Origin of the sequence: Marinobacter iranensis, from assembly GCF_029207565.1 — a bacterium.
In the GTDB taxonomy this organism is placed as follows: Bacteria; Pseudomonadota; Gammaproteobacteria; order Pseudomonadales; family Oleiphilaceae; genus Marinobacter; species Marinobacter iranensis.
Genome location: NZ_JANCMW010000003.1, coordinates 157810 through 175044 on the forward strand (window position 1 = coordinate 157810; position 17235 = coordinate 175044).

Consider the following 17235-nt stretch of genomic DNA (forward strand, 5'->3'; position numbering starts at 1 on the left):
ATCAACGGCCGTCTTTACGGGCTGATGCCAACGCCTGCGCAAGCGCTCCGGCCATGGCACCCTTTTGAGGGCTGTCACTGCCCTTCTGGCGGTCATTCCTGGCAGACGGCTTGCCGCCACCATCCCTGCGGTTGCCACCAGAGCCGGCACGATTGTCGGACTTCTCGCCCGGCTGGTCATCCATACGCATGGAAAGCGCAATCCGCTTTCTGGGGATGTCCACGTCCATCACTTTCACCTTGACGATATCCCCGGCCTTGACCACTTCCCTGGGATCTTTCACAAAGGTGTTGGACAAGGCTGAAATATGCACCAGTCCGTCCTGATGAACGCCGATATCCACAAACGCGCCGAAGTTCGTGACATTGGTAACCGAGCCCTCCAGCACCATTCCCGGCTTCAGGTCATTAAGGGTTTCCACCCCTTCCTCGAAGCTGGCAAAACGGAATTCCGGGCGCGGATCCCGGCCCGGCTTTTCCAGTTCCGTAATAATATCCTTTATGGTCGGTAGACCAAACTGTTCGGTGACGTAATCCTGCGGGTTCAGCGAGCGCAGGAAGGCGGCGTCACCAATGACGCCCTCCACCTTGCGGTTGTTCTTGCGGGCAATGGCTTCAACCACGCCATAGGCCTCCGGGTGAACCGACGAACGGTCCAGCGGGTTGTCGCCACTGGCGATTCGCAGGAAGCCGGCCGCCTGCTCAAAGGTGCGGTCACCGAGTCGCGACACTTTAAGCAACTGCTTACGGTCACGGAATACGCCATTCTGGTTACGGAAATCGACAATGTTCTGGGCAATATTCTGGTTCAGGCCCGACACCCGTGCCAGCAGGGGAATAGAGGCTGTATTGAGATCCACCCCCACGCCGTTAACACAGTCTTCCACCACTGCATCCAGGCTGCGGGCCAGCTGCACCTGTGACACGTCGTGCTGGTACTGGCCCACGCCGATGGACTTGGGTTCGATTTTCACCATTTCTGCCAGTGGATCCTGCAGGCGGCGGGCAATGGACACGGCACCGCGGATGGTGACGTCCAGGTCCGGTAGTTCGCGGGAGGCAAACTCGGAGGCGGAGTAGATAGAGGCGCCGGACTCGCTGACCACGATCCGCGCCAGCTTCAGTTCCGGGTAGCGCTTGCATAGATCCGCCACCAGCTTTTCGGTCTCGCGGGACGCGGTACCGTTACCGATGGCAATCAGTTCAATGCTGTACTGACGACACCATTTGGCCAACTGCTCGATGGACTGGTCCCACTGGTTGCGGGGCGCGTGTGGGAAAATGCCACCATGGCCCACTACCTGGCCGGTGCCGTCAATGATGGCTACCTTCACGCCAGTCCGCAGGCCAGGGTCCAGCCCCAGGGTCGGGCGCGGGCCGGCGGGCGCCAACAGCAGCAAGTCCTTGAGATTGGCAGCGAACACGTTGATGGCCTCGGTTTCCGCCGCTTCCCGCACCTGGGCCATCAGGTCGGTTTCAATCTGGGTCGAGAGCTTCACCCGCCAGGTCCAGCGCACCACTTCCGACAGCCAGCGGTCAGCAGCCCGGCCGTTATCGCGAATTCTCCAGCGCGCGGCAATGCGCTGTTCCGCGGGATGTGGCTGGCGGCGGTCGTCTTCGCCGTCGCCAACCACGATGGAGTAGGTCAGCACGCCTTCATTGCGGCCCCGCAGAATCGCCAGGGCACGGTGGGAGGGTACTTTTTTCAGGGGCTCGACGTGGTCGAAGTAGTCCCGGAACTTAGCGCCTTCGTTCTCCTTGCCTGCCACCACGGTGACCTTGAGCTGGCCCTGCTGCCAAATGAAGTCACGCAACTCACCCAGCAGTTCCGCGTCCTCGGCAAAACGTTCCATGAGGATATAACGGGCGCCATCGAGGGCCGCCTTGGTGTCGGTGATGCCGGCATCCTCGTTCAGGTAGCCTTCCGCTGTTCTCTCCGGCTCCAGTGTCGGGTCGTCATAAAGCGCATCGGCCAGGGGCTCCAGCCCTGCCTCACGGGCAATCTGAGCTTTGGTGCGGCGTTTGGGCTTGTAGGGCAGGTAAAGGTCTTCCAGGCGGTTCTTGGTGTCCGCCGCATCGATGCTGGCACGCAGTTCATCGGTCAGCTTGCCCTGCTCCTCGATGCTTTTGAGGATGGTGGACCGGCGGTCTTCCAGTTCCCGCAGATAGCGCAGGCGATCTTCCAGGGTACGCAACTGGCTGTCGTCCAGCGAACCGGTAACTTCCTTGCGGTAACGGGCAATAAAAGGAACGGTGGCACCACCATCCAGCATTTCCACGGTGGCATTAACCTGCTGTTCACGAACACCCAGTTCGTCAGCAATGCGCCTGATGATACTGTTCATGCAACCTCATCTGATGCTTACGAGTCAAAGCGCAAAGGTACAGCGGCTTATTGCTGCAGGCAAGCAGACTGGCTACGGTTGTCCAGGAATTGAACAAGATCTTTCCAGGGCATGGGGCGGGCGTAGTAATAACCCTGGATTTCATCACAGTGTTGCTGGCGCAGGAATTCCAACTGCCCTTCGGTCTCCACGCCTTCTGCTACAACGCTGATCTGCAGGCTGTGGGCCAGGCTGATAATGGCGCGGATGATGTGCTCGGCATCGGCGGACTGGCCCAGTTCCTGAACAAAGGACTTGTCGATTTTAACGAGAGAGATTGGCAGGTGCTGAAGATTGCTAAGGGAGGAAAAACCGGTACCGAAGTCATCCAGGGCAAAGCTGATACCCAACTGGTTGAGCTCGCGCAGGCATCGCTGGGCGTATTCCGGGTCGTGCATCATGGCGCTTTCGGTGAGTTCCAGTTCCAGCAGACTGGTATCGATGTTGGCGTTGAAGATAATGCGGAAAATGGTTTCCGTCATCTTACGGTCATGGAACTGGCGGAAAGAGAGATTCACCGCAAACACCAGCCCCGGATGACCCAACTCCGAACATTCCTGCAGACGCTTGCAGGCCTGCTCAATCACCCAGTAACCGATAGGCACAATCAGCCCGCTGCGCTCGGCCACCGGAATAAACTCGTCCGGGCCCACCAGCCCCCGTTCCGGATGGTTCCATCGCAGCAGGCATTCGACACCACGAACTTCCTCGGACGCCAGATCAATTCGCGGCTGGTAATACACCTCCAGTTCATTACCCCGAAGGGCATTGCGCAGATCGGCCTCCAGGCGTAGCTGGTAGCCCGCCGTAATGTGCAATTGCCGGTCGTAGAAACGGTAGCTGGTGCCCGGATCGCGCTTGGCCTCGAACATGGCGCGGTTGGCACGTCGCAACAGGTTCTCCGGGCTGTCGCCCGCCTCCGGATAGGTGGCCACGCCCAGGCTGGCGCTGACCACGACATTCTGTCCGTCGATACTCAGCGACTCACCCAGCGCGTTAACAATCTTGCGGATAATCTGGGTGATATCCAGGGAGTCCTCTACCTTTTCGATAATGATGGCAAACTCGTCACCACCAATTCGCATCAGCGAATCCACCCTTCTGAGGTTCTGGCGCAGCCGCTCCGCCAGCTTCAGCATGATCTGGTCACTTTTCTGGTAGCCGAAGGATTCATTGAAGCTACGAAAATCATCCAGGTTAATGTGCAGCAGCGCCAGTCTCTGGCTGGCTCGTTCCGCCCTCAGCAAGGCCTGTTGCAGACGATCAAAAAACAGGTCACGGTTGATAAAGCCACTGGCGACTTCCCGGCCCAGTTGGCCGTGGGCGGACTCCGACAGTTGTTGCCGGTACCACAGGCAGCGAACCGCCCGGCGCAGCCCCCAGTGGTCCAGGGTCTGGCGGCAGAGGTAGTCGGATGCTCCGTTGGCAAAGAGTTCGGGAGCCCGCTCGGATGCCGTCTCGGCACTCAGGGCCAGAACCGGCTTCTCGTTGCTGGACACCGACAGGTACTGCAGGAAGGCGTCTTCGGAGCCGCCGTGAAAAACACAGTCCCAGAGAATAACGTCAAAGTGAGTGTTGCGTATCAGGTCATCACAATCAATCAGGTCCGGACACCAGGTCAGGTCCGGTTCCATTTCACTGTCGCGGGACAGGAGAGCGCCCAGCCAGAGAAAGTCCGAATACTCCGGAGTCAGCACCAGCAGCCGCACATGGCCTGGGTTGAGTTTTTTTACTGCCAGGGTCATCAAGAAGCGTCCCGTTCCTCGTGATCAAACATCTCCGTTCCCTCAAGAATAGCTGATACATCCACAAGGTACAGCAAGTCCTGCTGGTGTAGAATATCCGCTTCTCGAGTTCACTCATTAAATCCCGAATTGGCGTCCATATTGTGAACAGGCTCAATCCCCGACAGAGCGAAGCCGTCCGCTACGCGGACGGCCCCATGCTGGTACTGGCTGGTGCCGGCAGTGGCAAGACCAGCGTGATCACCCGCAAGGTGGCCTACCTGATCGAGCACCTGGGCATTCCAGGGCGGCACATTGCCGCGGTCACCTTTACCAACAAGGCGGCCCGGGAAATGAAAGAACGCGTCGGGCGCCTGGTGGACCGGAAGCTGACCCGCGGCCTGATTGTGTCCACCTTTCACAACCTCGGTCTGAACATGATCCGCGAGGAGCACGAGCACCTGGGCTATCATCCCGGCTTTTCCATTTTCGACGCCGAAGACGCCAAGGCCCTGCTGCAGGACCTGATGATGCGCGAGGCCAGCGCGGACGCCGGCGATGAGCTCTCCGACGTGCAGATGACCATCTCATCTTGGAAGAATGCCATGCGCAGCCCCCAGGACGCCTGGAGCCGGGCTGCGGACGAGCGTGAACAACGCATTGCCATTATCTACCGGTATTACAATGAATACCTGAAAGCCTACAACGCGGTGGATTTCGACGACCTGATCCTGCTGCCGGTGCAGCTTTTCCGCGACAACCCGGAAGTGTTGCAGAAATGGCGCCGGAAAATCCGCTACATGCTGGTGGATGAGTACCAGGACACCAACGTGTGCCAGTACGAGCTGGTGAAACTGTTGGTGGCGGAGCGGGCTGCCTTCACCGTGGTGGGCGATGATGACCAGTCCATCTACGCCTGGCGCGGCGCCCGGCCCGAAAACCTGGCCCAGTTGAAGGAAGACTTTCCCAGCCTGAAGATCGTCAAGCTGGAACAGAACTATCGCTCCACCGTGCGCATCCTGCGCTGCGCCAACACCGTCATCGCCAACAACCCCCATGTTTTCGAAAAGGCTCTGTGGAGCGACCACACCACTGGGGATGAGCTGCGCATCGTCCGCTGTCGTAACGAGGACGCGGAGGCCGAACGGGTGGCCACGGAAATCCTCGATCAGAAACTCAAGAAAGGCCAGGCCTTCCGGGATTTCGCCGTGCTCTACCGGGGCAATCACCAGGCGCGGTTGCTGGAAATGAAGTTGCAGGCCTACCAGATTCCGTACCGCATTTCCGGCGGCCAGTCGTTTTTCTCCAAGAACGAGATCAAGGATGCCATGTCCTACCTGCGCCTGCTGGTGAACCCGGATGACAATGCCGCGTTCCTGCGGGTGGTGAACGTGCCGCGCCGGGAGATTGGCCCGCGCACCCTGGAACAGCTCAGCCATTACGCCCGTTCCCGTGATGTCAGCCTGTTCCGCGCCCTGGGCGATATGGGCGCTGAAACCCACGTTACCGAAAAGGGGCTGGACCGCCTGCGTCGCTTCGCCCACTGGGTGGACAACACCTGCGAGCGCCTGCACAGCGAAGACCCGATTCCGGTGATCAAGCAGCTGTTCACCGACATCGAGTACGAGGAATGGCTGCACCTGCACTCCGGCTCGCCGAAACAGGCCGAAAAGCGGATGGAGAACATCTGGTACCTGGTGGAGTCCATCCAGCGCATGCTGGATGATGGCAAGGGCACGGCTGACGAAATGGGTATCGAGGACGCCATCAGCCGGTTAATCCTGCGGGACATGATGGAGCAGCGGGAAGAGGAGGACGACAGTGACAAGGTCCAGTTGCTGACCCTGCACGCCTCCAAGGGACTGGAGTTCCCCCACGTTTTCATCATGGGGCTGGAAGAGGAAATCCTGCCTCACCGTTCCAGCATCGAGGAAGGCAATATCGAGGAAGAGCGACGGCTGATGTATGTAGGCATTACCCGTGCCCGGGAAACCCTGACCCTCACTTTTGCTGCCCAGCGCAAACAGTACGGTGAAAAGCTTGAAACCATCCCCAGCCGGTTCCTGGATGAACTTCCCGAAGCCGACCTGCTCTGGGAGGGTACCGGTGACCTCAATGTGGAGGCCAACCAGAAGAAGGGCAAGGCCACGCTGAGTGCTTTGCTTGGCGACCTCGAACTCTGATAACAAAAAAGCCCCCGCAACGCGGAGGCTTCTGGTGTTATCACCGCCAGCTACTGACTGGCTTCCACCATATGCTGCACAGCGTTCTTGATTTCTTCATCAGAGCAGTTTGAGCAGCCGCCCTTCGCGGGCATTGCATTGAAGCCGTTGATCGCGTGGCTGACCAGTGTTTCCAGCCCCTTGTCTATGCGAGGTGACCAGGCTGCCGCGTCACCTTTTTTCGGAGCACCCGCCGCGCCAGTGCTGTGACAGGCCATGCAGGCTGCATCGTATACTTCGCTTCCGGAGCGAGGTCCGGAACTCGCCGTTTCGGTGGGAGCGGCTGCCTGTCCACAGTCTTCTCCCTGGACGCAAACTTCGCCGACCGGAGCAATACGGGCGCGGATTTCATCTTCAACATTTGCCATTACGGCACCTGTTGTCAGGCCGAAGCCAAGCAATACGGCAGCCAGGACTCTCTTCATCTTCACAATGCACCTCACAATTGGGCGTTATAATCGTTAGTGCCCGCATTATAGCGACTGCGGCAGGCCAAAAAAACCAAAGTGCAAAATGAACACCCGATTTCAATCAATTTTCGTTGCCATTTCGTAAGCCGGAAGGCTCCGGACGCCCTTTCCGGGTACCATGCACAAAACAGATACCGAGGATGCGAATATATGCCTGATGCGAACCAGCCCCACCCCTGGCGAAAGCCACTACTGATCACCGAGTTTGCCGCTGTGGCCATACTGGTGGTCTCCATGGGGTGGTTTTCCAGCCGTGCAGACGCCGGGGCAGCACTCAGCCCGGTCTGGCTACTGATACCTGCTGCTGCAAGCCTGGCGGTGTTCGTCAGTTTTATCGGGCTGATGTACCTGCGCTGGGTGGTGGCGGCAGCCGCGGAGCGGAAAACCCGCCACAAGATTGTGTTTTCCCTGTTGGTGATAACGTTGCTCAGCGTATGGGCTTACGGTATTGCCAACACATGGGTCAGTCTTTCCAATGCTTAGGAACAGGACAATGCCAATCATTTCCCACACCGGAACCTTGCGGCCCGCCGGCATTCTGTTGTGCCTGGGGTTAGCTATGCCTGCGATTGTCAATGCACAGGATGAACCTTCAGGCAGCGGCAACGCCGAGGGCGTAAGCTCGGAGGAATGCGCCCTGATCAAGGATGGCGTGCAGCGGCTTGCCTGCTATGACGCCATCAATGACCCTGCCGAAGCGCACAATGGCGCCTCCGAAGAATCCCTGGAAGCCATTGACCAATCCACCCAGGCTCTGGAGTTCGAGGAAGCTGCCCCATCAAAAGATGACGACTCGTCACTGGGGGCCGCGGAGAACGCAGAACCTGATGCAGAGGATGGGGACACTGGCGTGATGTCTGCCCTCCTGAATCGGTATGTGGCTGCTGAGAAAGCCATTTTCTCGTTCTCCGGCAGTTTTGTCGGGCACCGGCCAATGTACATCCTGCCCTTCAGCTATATGAAGAATGCCAACCGGGAGCCTTCCAACCCACGGCTGGGCAGCACCGACTATGACTACGGCATTGACAACCAGGAAGCCAAATACCAGATCAGTTTCAAGGTGCCATTGCTGACCGGCTGGCTTGATGAGCGCACCACGCTCTGGTTCGGCTATACCCAGAAGTCTTTCTGGCAGGTCTATAACACTGATAATTCGGCCCCATTCCGGGAGACCAACTACGAGCCGGAAGTTTTTCTGAGGTATGCGACGGACTTCGATATAGGTCCTGGTACGCTAAATGGTGTCACTCTGGGCTTTAATCATGAGTCGAACGGGCAGTCCGAGCCTCGATCGCGTAGCTGGAACCGGATCGTGGCTTCGGCGGCGTACAGTTATGATCGCTGGCTGTTTATCCTTCAGCCCTGGTATCGCTTGCCGGAGGATGAAAGTGAGGATGACAATGAGGATATTGAGCGTTATCTGGGGTATGCCAATTATATGGCGATCTATAAGTGGACAGAGGATCGGACGCTGTCTTTGAAGCTGATGAACAATTTGCGGTCGGATAGTAATAAGACGTCTGTTGAGTTGGGTTATAGCTTTCCGATGGGGGATACGATCAAGGGGTATATCCATTATTACAATGGGTATGGCGAGAGTCTGATTGATTACAATGAGCGGATTCAGCGGATTGGCATTGGCATTATGCTGAATGACTGGCTTTGAGTTATTTCCTGAACTTGCTGCAAGACCGGTCAGCACGATACCCATGTCAGAAACACGCTCCTTGCGGCACATCCATGTGACGCTTGGGCTCCGCCATCCATGGCTCCGCACAGTTTCTGACATGGGTATCGCGCCGACCGGCCCCAGAGCTTTGAGTTAGCCTTCCTCGTTCAGTCTCTGCATTTCTGCAAGAAGTTCTGCCGTTTTTTCCTTCATCAACGGAATATCCCCCCTCGATTCCACATTCAGGCGAACCACCGGTTCGGTATTGGACATGCGGAGGTTGAAACGCCAGTCGTCGAATTCGATGCTTACGCCGTCAACGTGTGAGACGTTTTTGGCGCCTACGCTGTATTTTGCCTCGATGGCGGTGATGACTTTGGGTGGGTCGGCGATGGTGCGGTTGATTTCGCCGCTGGCCGGGTAGGCTTCGATGCGGGCGTCGATGAGGGACGAAAGCGTCTGGCCGGACTGGCACAGGCGTTCGGCTACCAGCAGCCAGGGGATCATGCCGCTGTCGCAGTAGGCGAAGTCGCGAAAGTAGTGGTGGGCGCTCATTTCGCCGCCGTAGACGGCATCTTCGTCGCGCATGCGTTGTTTGATGAAGGCGTGGCCGGTTTTGCTTTCGATGGCTTCGCCGCCGGCGGCTTTGACCAGGTCGATGGTGTTCCAGGTCAGCCTTGGGTCGTGGATGACTTTTCCGCCGCCGGTTTTGCGGAGGAACTGGTCTGCCAGCAGGCCAACGATGTAATAGCCTTCGATGAAGCGGCCGTTTTCGTCGAAGAAGAAGCAGCGGTCGTAGTCGCCGTCCCAGGCGATGCCCATGGCGGCGCCGTGTTCGATGACCGCTTCGGCGGTGGCCGCTCGGTTTTCTTCCAGGATGGGGTTGGGCACGCCGTTGGGGAAGTTGCCGTCGGCCTGGTGGTGCACTTTGACGAAGTCGAACGGCAGGTGCTGTTCCAGTTCGTCGATGACCAGCCCTGCCCCACCATTTCCGGCGTTGACGACAATGGTCATCGGCTTGAGCGACCCGGAGTCAATGTAGCCCAGCAAATGATCAATGTAAGCAGTGGTGACTTCCAGGGGCTCGTAACGCCCTTGTTCCGGTGCATTGCCGAAGGGTTCCGGCACCCGGTCGCGGATGTCGTTCAGGCCGTTGTCGGAGCTGATGGGGCGCGAGTCCGGGCCCACCATTTTCATGCCGTTGTGGTCCCGCGGGTTGTGGCTGGCGGTGACCATGATACCGCCATCCATCTTGTAGTGGCTGGTGGCGAAGTAGACCAGTTCGGTGCCGCAAAGGCCGATATCGAAGACATCCGCACCGGCGGCCATCAGGCCGGAACTGAGGGCGTCGGTAATTTCATGGCTGGAGAGGCGGATATCGTAGCCAACGATGACTCGCTTCGCCCCCGTCACCTCCACGTAGGCGCGGCCGATGCGCTCGGCCAGCTGCGGATTGAGCTGGTCCGGAACGCGGCCGCGAAGGTCGTAGGCTTTAAAGCAGGACAGATCCATTGTCACTAATGTTTACTCCGCGGCGGCAGACTGAAGTTGAATGTAGTTCTGGATGCCCATCTTGCCGATCATGTCGAGCTGGGTTTCGAGCCAGTCGATATGCTCTTCCTCGCTGTCGAGAATACCGCGGAACAATTCACGGCTGGTGTAGTCCTGAACTTGCTCGCAGTAGATAACGGCTTCTTTCAGGTCCTTGTGGGCGATCATTTCAAGCTTGAGGTCACAGGAAATCATCTCTTCGACGTTCTCACCGATCAGCAGCTTGTTCAGGTCCTGCAGGTTTGGCAGTCCTTCCAGAAACAGGATGCGCTCGATCAATTGATCCGCATGCTTCATTTCGTCGATGGACTCTTCGTATTCCTTGTCCGCCAGTTTGGTGATACCCCAGTCCTTGTACATGCGGGAATGCAGAAAATACTGGTTAATAGCGGTGAGCTCGTTGCCGAGCACCTTGTTCAGGAACTGGATGACTTTCTTGTCGCCTTTCATGACGGATCTCCTTGTGTGAGTGGGTAATCCTACAAGGATAGTCCTTCATACGGGGAGAAAAAATCACATTTGGGAATCAGGTGCAGGCAAGAACAGATGCTGCCCAATGCCTGTCAGGCCGGCTGGGCCAGCATGTTGGCCATGGCGAGGTAATCAGGAGTACGGCTCTCACGCAGGATTTCCCGTGCGGTACAGGCGCAGCGGCCGCATTGAGTACCCACGCCGAGTTCCTTGCCAAGCTGGCGCATGGAACTGACGCCGTTGTCGGCAGCTTCACGGATTTCTCGGTCGGTTACCCCATGGCACAGGCACACGTACATAATAATTACTCACCAGCGGATACAAAGATGAGTGATAATTATTGTTATTTACATCTGGAATTGCAACCCCCTTGGATCAATTTTGTGCAACGGAGTGTTTCAGCCTTGCCGGTCACGGGTCAGGTTACGGTTTCCGGTCTCGGTTACCGCCACATTGTCTTCGATGCGAATGCCTCCGCACCCCCGCAGACTGTTCAGCCGTTCCCGATTGATATGGCGCCCCACCTCTCCTGCCAGCAATGGCTCCAGTAACGACGGAATAAAATAGAGGCCGGGCTCGATGGTCACAACCATACCGGGCTCCAGGGTACGGGTTAAGCGCAGAAACGGTGCATCCTCCGGCGGCGGTGTCGGTTTTCCGGCAACATCATGGACCTGGACTCCAAGAAAGTGGCCGATACCGTGGGGAAAGAAGGCCCGGGTAATGCCCTGCTCCACGATGTCTTCATCAGTCAGACCGGTAACCAGGCCGGAGGCTGACAGCAGGGCCGCAATGCCCTGGTGGGACTTGCGGTGGATATCGACGTAATCCACCCCGGGTGCCACCATCTCGCATAACCGTAACTGGAGCCTTTCAAGCCCGTGGACCAGGGCGGCAAAGTGCGACTCCCCCGGCCCGGCGGTGGTGCGGGTAATGTCGGAGCAATACCCCCGGAACCGGACACCGGCGTCAATCAGCAGGCTGCGAGGGTGGCCCGGAGGCCGGGTGTCGTAATACTGATAGTGCAATGTACCGGCATGTTCATTCAGGCCGATGATGCTGTGGTACGGCGCATCGGCCTCCCGCTGCCCGGTGGCCTGCTGATAGGCGAGGCTGATGCTGAATTCGCTCTCCCCGTTTGCAAACGCATCCCGGGCAGCACGGTGCCCTACCAGAGCCAGGGCATTCGCGCGTGCGAGGCACTCAATTTCGTAAGCGGTTTTGTGCACCCGGGTTTCGTCCAGGGCTGCGAGCAGGTCTTCCGGGTTATGCTCCCTCGCCACGCCGTCAATCAGGGCCGGATCGCCAATCACGGCGACGTGGCCCGGATCGTCGAGCACCGGCGCGTCCGGCGACTGGTTACTGCGAAGTTCTATGAACGCCTGCCAGGGTTCTTCTGGCAACGCCTGATTCGCATGCCAGAAGTCCACCGGCTCATACAGCCACAGCACCGGTTTGTGCCCGCTCCGAATCAATAACCAACAGTTTTCGCGGCCAGCCAGCCCGGTCCAGTGCAGAAACGGACCATAGCCCTGGAAGTGCCAGCGCTGATCATCGCCATGTCGGTAAGGCGCGGCGCCGGAAGCAATCAGCAGGCTATCGAAACCATTGTCTGCCAATACCGATTCATACCGGCTTTGCAGTTCTTTCAGGTGATCCAGTTGCAGCGACAGCAGGGCGTCTTCAGGCATATCAGCTTTCCAGTTGTTTCCAGAGGGTTAACAGATCTTCCGAACGGGCATCCCGCCGGCGAATCAGACGGATTTCCAGCGGCACATCCCAGCGCTCATTACCGGCGCGCACCAGGCTTCCAAACTGTTCACTTTTCTCCGTTATCCGTTGCGGCAGCCAGCCCATGCCAAAACCCTGCTTGACCAGTGCCTTGATACTGGCCGACTGGGTATTCTCATTCAAAGGCAACAGATTCGCTGTCAGCTTTTGCCGTGCCAGATGACCTTCAATTGCCGACTGCAAAAAGCCACGATTGTGATAGGCGATCAGTGGCACCGGTTGCTCCTGACTACCAGGCAGAGGGAACCGGGCGCCTCCCCGTTCGTTCGCGACACTGACCGGCACCAGGGATTCCCGGGCCAGCACCAGCCACTCGAAATTCTCTTTGGTCAACCGGTCTCCCCAGGGCAGGTCCGGATGCCAATAGCACAGCACCAGGTCACACTCACCGCTTTCCAGGGCTTCCAGAAACTGTTCGCCAACCCAGCTGGTGGCTTTCAGGTTGAGCTGGAGTCGCTCGGCGATGCCCACATCCGTCGCCCACCCCTGGTAAAAGTGTGAAAACAGACCTTGTGTGGACCCGACACTGATCCGCGCCGACGCCTCGGCCTCAAGGGCAGTAATACGCTCTTTCGTGTCCCGTACGTCCCGCGTAATCCGCTCGCACAGATCCCGGAACATCTCTCCTGCCGGCGTCAGCGACAGTGGCAGGGTCTGGCGGTTAATCAGTGTGCTGCCCATAGCCTCTTCCAGCAGCTTGATGCGGCGGCTGAACGTAGGCTGGCTCACGTGCTGCAACTCGGCAGCCCGTGAAAAATGGCGCGTGCGGGCAAGCGCCAAAAAGTCTTCCAGCCAGCGTACTTCCATGGAATCCCCTGGAGTGAAGTGGTGTGACTAAGCGGTTGTATGGGTCAGGTCCGGATTGCAGGCATGATAGCCTATCCCCACGCTGCCACTACAAACGGCCCTCTTCCACCGCGTGGCAAGCCACCTGTGTACCACCATCCGTGGTGATCAGTGCGGGCACTTCCCGTCGGCAACGCTCGTTGGCGTAGGGACAGCGCCCGTGGAACACACAGCCGGATGGCAGGTTTACCGGCGTCGGCACCTCTCCATTCAGGCGGATGTGGTTGGGCCGATCGTCCTCCAGCTTGGGAATTGCGGACAACAGCGCCTGGGTGTATGGGTGCCGCGGTGTGGCGAACAGGGTTTTGGTGTCTGCCAGCTCACAGACCCGGCCCAGGTACATCACCGCCACACGGGTGCCGAAATGCTCCACCACCGCCAGGTCATGGGTAATGAACAGATAGGTGAGCCCCCGGCTTTCCTGGGCATCCATCAGCAGGTTCAACACCTGGGCCTGGATGGACACGTCCAGGGCGGAAATCGGCTCGTCCGCTACAATGAATTCCGGATCCACCGCCAGCGCCCGGGCAATGGCAATCCGCTGGCGCTGCCCGCCGGAGAACTCATGACCAAAACGACTGCCCCAGTCCAGGTCAATGCCCACCGAATGCATCACTTCGTGGATCTTGTCCCGCACTTGCGGGGTAGACCAGTCCGGGTGATGAAAGCGGATCGGCTCTTCCAGGGTCTGCTGGATCGTCATCCTCGGGTTCAGCGATGCATACGGATTCTGGAAGATCATCTGCATCTTGCGCCGGTAAGGCAATGAAGCCTTGCCCTCCAGGTTGTCGATGCGCTGCCCTCCATAATGGATTTCGCCGGCGCTGGGGGACAACAGCCCCATCACCGTGCGGGCCACCGTGGACTTGCCGCAGCCGGATTCGCCCACCACACATAGGGCCTCGCCCTTTTGGACCTCCAGGTCCACACCATTAATGGCGTGCACGGCCTCCTGCTTGCGGCGCAAACGACCACCCTTAAAGGTGATCTGTTCCAGCAGGTTGCCGGACAGGTCGAAGCGCTTTTCCAGTCCGCGAATACTTACCAACGGGGAGGTCATGATTCAGCCTCCTGCATGCGTCTCTCCTGCTCAATCAGATTGGCGACTTCGTAACAGGCCACATCCACGTTACCGGAGCGAACATACTCAGGCATCATGCGCGTACACTGATCGGTGGCGAAGCTGCAGCGCGGATGGAAAGGGCAACCCGTGGGCACGTTCTTCAGGGATGGCATGGAACCGGGGATCTGGAACAGCCGCTGTCCGGGCTCGCCCATCTGGGGCAACGCGTTGATCAGGCCCTGGGTATAGGGATGCTGGGCGTCATTAATGATTTCCCGGGTCGGGCCCTGCTCAATAATACGGCCGGAATACATCACCAGCATGCGCTGGGTGACTTGGGAAACCACACCCAAATCGTGGGTGATCAGCATCAGTGCCACGTTTTCCTGTTCACACAGGTCCAGCAGCAAATCCATGATTTCCGCCTGGATGGTCACGTCCAGGGCCGTGGTGGGCTCGTCGGCAATGATGATCTCCGGGTCCAGCAACAGCGCGATGGCAATGATCACCCGCTGACGCATGCCACCGGACAGTTCATGGGGGTATTGGTCCAGGCGCTTCCCCGGCGAGGGAATCTGCACCTTCTGCAAGCGGTCCAGGGCAATCGCCCGGGCGTCTTTCCTGCTGATTTTCCGGTGCGCCTGGATGGCCTCCACCATCTGGGTGCCGATGGTAAGCACCGGGTTCAGGGTCATCATCGGGTCCTGGAAGATCATGGCGATGCGGTTGCCCCGGATCTTTCGCAACTCCCGCTCGCTCATGGCCGCCAGGTCCCTGCCCTTATACAGGATCTGCCCGCCGGCAATGTAGCCGGGCATGGCGATCAGATTGAGGATGGAAAAGGCCGCCACGGATTTACCGGCGCCGGACTCACCCACCAATCCCAGTCGCTCGCCCTTGTCCAGGCTGAAGCTGATGCCCCGCAGGGCGGTCAGGTCACCGCCGCGCACCGCGAAGCGCACATCAAGGTCTTTTACTTCCAACAGTGCCATGGTGTTATCCCTTGTACAGCCGTGGGTTCATGACATCCCGCAACCAGTCACCCAACAGGTTGATGACCAGCACGAGCACCACCAGCACCAGGCCCGGGATCAGGGTGATCCACCAGGAACCGCTCTGGATGTAGTCAAAACCGGACTTGATCAGCGAGCCCAGCGACGGCTGGGTTTCCGGCATACCAAGGCCCAGGAAGGACAGCGCCGCCTCGGAAATGATGGCGTTGGCAATCTGCACCGTGGCAATGACAAAAATCGGCGATAGCGTATTGGGCAGAATGTGGCGGAACATGATCCGGCGAGTGCCGAAGCCCATGACCCTGGCTGCCTCCACATACTCTTTCTTCTTCTCGGCCAGCACGGACGCCCGCACAGTCCGGGCAATCTGTGGCCACTCGGCGATACCGATAATGAAGATCAACATATAGATGGCAATCTCGCCGAACATCAGGTTGCCGAAACTCGCCTTGAAGACCGCACCGACAATAATGGCCACCATCAGGGTGGAAAACGACAGCTGCACATCCGCAATCCGCATCAGGATGGCATCCACCTTGCCACCGAGATAGCCGGCCATCAGGCCAAACAGGATGCCCAGCACCGCCTGCAACAGGACCGCCCCGAAGCCAATCATCAGGGATACCCGTGTGCCATAGAGGATGGTGGAAAGCAGATCCCTGCCCTGGGCATCGGTACCCAACGGGAATGCCGGATCGGCGCCATCAAGGCCTACCGGCGGCATCTCGGAGTTCATGATATTGATCTGGGCCAGATCATAGGGATTGGCAGGCGCCAGCAGGGGCGCAAAAATCGCTGCCAGCACCATCAACAACAGCACCAGGAAGCTGATAATGGCCACTTTGTCGCGCTTGAAGCTGTACCATACGAAGGACTCGCGGAAGCGGTCCCAGCGGGAAACCGTTGCCGTTGTCATGCTTTTTTACCTGTCAGTTTAACGGTGGGATTCACCAGTCCGTAGACCAGGTCCACCACGGTGTTGGTCACCACGAAGATCAGGCCCACCACCATCAGGTAAGCCACAATCAGCGGAATATCACTGCGGGTGATGGCCTCGAGGAACATCAACCCCAGCCCGGGCCACTGGAATACCGTTTCGGTGAGAATGGTGTACGCCACCATGATGCCGATCTGCACGCCCCCCACGGTTATCACCGGTAGCATGGTGTTCTTCAGGGCATGCAGGAAGTTGATGCGACCGGCGCTCAGGCCCTTGGCCCGGGCGTAACGGATGTAGTCGCTCTGCAGCACTTCCATCATCTCGGCCCGGATCAGGCGGATAAACAGCGGCAGCATGATCGACGCCAGTGATACACACGGCAGCACCAGGTGCGCCAGCCCCTCACTGGTAAACAGCCCCGACTCCCAGGTGCCAAACAGGTGGACCAGATCACCTCCCCTGCCATAGGACGGCATGCCCCCGTCAGTACTGAAGAAGTCGTTAAACCACTGGCCCCAGCCGGTATCGGAGGGGAACCAATTCACTGTGACGCCGATGGAAAACAGTTGGATAAGCACGATGGCCGTCAGGAATACGGGTATGGAAATCCCCACCGTGCTGATGCCCATGAAAAACTTCGACAGCCAGGCCTGGGGCCGGATCGCCGCATAGACGCCGATCGGCACGGACAGAAACACAATGATCAGGCTGGCGCCAATCACCAGCTCCAGGGTCGCGGGCAGATGTTCGGCGATCACTTCCAGGGTGGGCTTGCTGTAGAAATAGGAGTTGCCCAAGTCCCCCTGGAGAGCGTTGCCCGCGAAGCGCAGATACTGCACCACAATCGGGTCGTTGAGCCCGAGCTCGTCCCGAAGGGCCTCCCGTTCTTCCTCGGAGACGGACATGCCCACCATCTGCTGAAGCGGGTCACCAAGGCCGTCCTGAATGGCAAAGGCGATCACGCTAATCACAAACATGACCAGAAACGCCTGGGAAATCCGCTGAACCAAAAACGCTAACATGAAGGTTTTACCGGCAGTGAATGATTAAAGCCTCTCTCCCCTTGCGGGAGAGAGGTTTGGAGAGAGGGGG

Annotated in this window: 15 protein-coding genes; 3 read left to right on the forward strand and 12 right to left on the reverse strand. The window is 58.5% G+C overall.

All coding sequences use genetic code 11. The features are described from left to right. Window position 1: 1 nt before the first annotated feature. Both NLU14_RS07175 and NLU14_RS07180 read right to left on the reverse strand, forming a co-directional pair. Window positions 2-2344, reverse strand: a complete 2343-nt coding sequence (locus NLU14_RS07175) for a Tex family protein (RefSeq protein ID WP_275705524.1) — start codon at window positions 2342-2344, stop codon at window positions 2-4. Window positions 2345-2391: 47 nt separating this feature from the next. Further along, window positions 2392-4128: a GGDEF and EAL domain-containing protein gene (locus NLU14_RS07180; RefSeq protein WP_275705525.1), complete on the reverse strand. Its 1737-nt coding sequence runs from the start codon at window positions 4126-4128 to the stop codon at window positions 2392-2394. A gap of 143 nt (window positions 4129-4271) precedes the next feature. On the opposite strand from NLU14_RS07180, the gene rep reads away from it, so the two are divergent. After that, entirely contained in the window at window positions 4272-6290 is a 2019-nt protein-coding gene (rep, locus tag NLU14_RS07185) for a DNA helicase Rep (protein ID WP_275705526.1), read from the forward strand. A gap of 50 nt (window positions 6291-6340) precedes the next feature. On the opposite strand, the gene NLU14_RS07190 is transcribed toward rep, so the two are convergent. Continuing rightward, a complete protein-coding gene (locus tag NLU14_RS07190) occupies window positions 6341-6754 on the reverse strand; it encodes a c-type cytochrome (RefSeq protein WP_275705527.1) in 414 nt (137 codons plus the stop codon). Between the two features lie 195 nt (window positions 6755-6949). Between NLU14_RS07190 and NLU14_RS07195 the strand changes: the two genes are divergently transcribed. Beyond that, window positions 6950-7282, forward strand: a complete 333-nt coding sequence (locus NLU14_RS07195) for a hypothetical protein (protein WP_275705528.1) — start codon at window positions 6950-6952, stop codon at window positions 7280-7282. Between the two features lie 10 nt (window positions 7283-7292). Beyond that, window positions 7293-8465: a phospholipase A gene (locus NLU14_RS07200; protein ID WP_275705529.1), complete on the forward strand. Its 1173-nt coding sequence runs from the start codon at window positions 7293-7295 to the stop codon at window positions 8463-8465. 156 nt (window positions 8466-8621) lie between these two features. On the opposite strand, the gene NLU14_RS07205 is transcribed toward NLU14_RS07200, so the two are convergent. The 9 genes from NLU14_RS07205 to NLU14_RS07245 all read right to left on the reverse strand — a co-directional run bounded on the left by NLU14_RS07205 (window position 8622) and on the right by NLU14_RS07245 (window position 17165). Further along, window positions 8622-9980, reverse strand: coding sequence for a phosphohexomutase domain-containing protein (locus NLU14_RS07205; RefSeq protein ID WP_275705698.1), 1359 nt, complete (start codon window positions 9978-9980; stop codon window positions 8622-8624). Window positions 9981-9992: 12 nt separating this feature from the next. After that, window positions 9993-10469, reverse strand: a complete 477-nt coding sequence (gene bfr / locus NLU14_RS07210; protein ID WP_275705530.1) for a bacterioferritin — start codon at window positions 10467-10469, stop codon at window positions 9993-9995. Between the two features lie 113 nt (window positions 10470-10582). Continuing rightward, entirely contained in the window at window positions 10583-10789 is a 207-nt protein-coding gene (locus NLU14_RS07215; RefSeq protein ID WP_012139146.1) for a bacterioferritin-associated ferredoxin, read from the reverse strand. A 99-nt stretch (window positions 10790-10888) separates the two neighbouring features. Continuing rightward, complete coding sequence (gene pepQ / locus NLU14_RS07220) at window positions 10889-12181, reverse strand: Xaa-Pro dipeptidase (protein ID WP_275705531.1); 1293 nt, start codon at window positions 12179-12181, stop codon at window positions 10889-10891. Window position 12182: 1 nt separating this feature from the next. Further along, window positions 12183-13088, reverse strand: coding sequence for a LysR family transcriptional regulator (locus NLU14_RS07225; RefSeq protein ID WP_275705532.1), 906 nt, complete (start codon window positions 13086-13088; stop codon window positions 12183-12185). A gap of 88 nt (window positions 13089-13176) precedes the next feature. Continuing rightward, window positions 13177-14187 carry an ABC transporter ATP-binding protein gene (locus NLU14_RS07230; protein WP_275705533.1) on the reverse strand — a complete coding sequence of 337 codons (1011 nt, stop codon included), beginning with the start codon at window positions 14185-14187 and terminating at the stop codon, window positions 13177-13179. Continuing rightward, on the reverse strand, window positions 14184-15182 hold the full coding sequence (locus NLU14_RS07235) for an ABC transporter ATP-binding protein (RefSeq protein ID WP_275705534.1): 999 nt from the start codon (window positions 15180-15182) through the stop codon (window positions 14184-14186). The genes NLU14_RS07230 and NLU14_RS07235 overlap by 4 nt, the downstream gene beginning before the upstream one ends. Before the next feature lie 4 nt (window positions 15183-15186). Beyond that, a complete protein-coding gene (locus tag NLU14_RS07240; RefSeq protein ID WP_275705535.1) occupies window positions 15187-16119 on the reverse strand; it encodes an ABC transporter permease in 933 nt (310 codons plus the stop codon). After that, a complete protein-coding gene (locus NLU14_RS07245; RefSeq protein ID WP_275705536.1) occupies window positions 16116-17165 on the reverse strand; it encodes an ABC transporter permease in 1050 nt (349 codons plus the stop codon). Before NLU14_RS07245 ends, NLU14_RS07240 begins: the two co-directional genes overlap by 4 nt. Window positions 17166-17235: the final 70 nt, after the last annotated feature.

Excerpts from the sequence above, each read along its gene's own strand:
- NLU14_RS07175 (WP_275705524.1), bottom strand. The coding sequence starts at position 2,344 with ATGAACAGTATCATCAGGCGCATTGCTGACGAACTGGGTGTTCGTGAA.
- NLU14_RS07180 (WP_275705525.1), bottom strand. The coding sequence starts at position 4,128 with ATGACCCTGGCAGTAAAAAAACTCAACCCAGGCCATGTGCGGCTGCTG.
- NLU14_RS07190 (WP_275705527.1), bottom strand. The coding sequence starts at position 6,754 with ATGAAGAGAGTCCTGGCTGCCGTATTGCTTGGCTTCGGCCTGACAACA.
- NLU14_RS07195 (WP_275705528.1), top strand. The coding sequence starts at position 6,950 with ATGCCTGATGCGAACCAGCCCCACCCCTGGCGAAAGCCACTACTGATC.
- NLU14_RS07200 (WP_275705529.1), top strand. The coding sequence starts at position 7,293 with ATGCCAATCATTTCCCACACCGGAACCTTGCGGCCCGCCGGCATTCTG.
- NLU14_RS07205 (WP_275705698.1), bottom strand. The coding sequence starts at position 9,980 with ATGGATCTGTCCTGCTTTAAAGCCTACGACCTTCGCGGCCGCGTTCCG.
- bfr (WP_275705530.1), bottom strand. The coding sequence starts at position 10,469 with ATGAAAGGCGACAAGAAAGTCATCCAGTTCCTGAACAAGGTGCTCGGC.
- NLU14_RS07215 (WP_012139146.1), bottom strand. The coding sequence starts at position 10,789 with ATGTACGTGTGCCTGTGCCATGGGGTAACCGACCGAGAAATCCGTGAA.
- pepQ (WP_275705531.1), bottom strand. The coding sequence starts at position 12,181 with ATGCCTGAAGACGCCCTGCTGTCGCTGCAACTGGATCACCTGAAAGAA.
- NLU14_RS07225 (WP_275705532.1), bottom strand. The coding sequence starts at position 13,088 with ATGGAAGTACGCTGGCTGGAAGACTTTTTGGCGCTTGCCCGCACGCGC.
- NLU14_RS07230 (WP_275705533.1), bottom strand. The coding sequence starts at position 14,187 with ATGACCTCCCCGTTGGTAAGTATTCGCGGACTGGAAAAGCGCTTCGAC.
- NLU14_RS07235 (WP_275705534.1), bottom strand. The coding sequence starts at position 15,182 with ATGGCACTGTTGGAAGTAAAAGACCTTGATGTGCGCTTCGCGGTGCGC.
- NLU14_RS07240 (WP_275705535.1), bottom strand. The coding sequence starts at position 16,119 with ATGACAACGGCAACGGTTTCCCGCTGGGACCGCTTCCGCGAGTCCTTC.
- NLU14_RS07245 (WP_275705536.1), bottom strand. The coding sequence starts at position 17,165 with ATGTTAGCGTTTTTGGTTCAGCGGATTTCCCAGGCGTTTCTGGTCATG.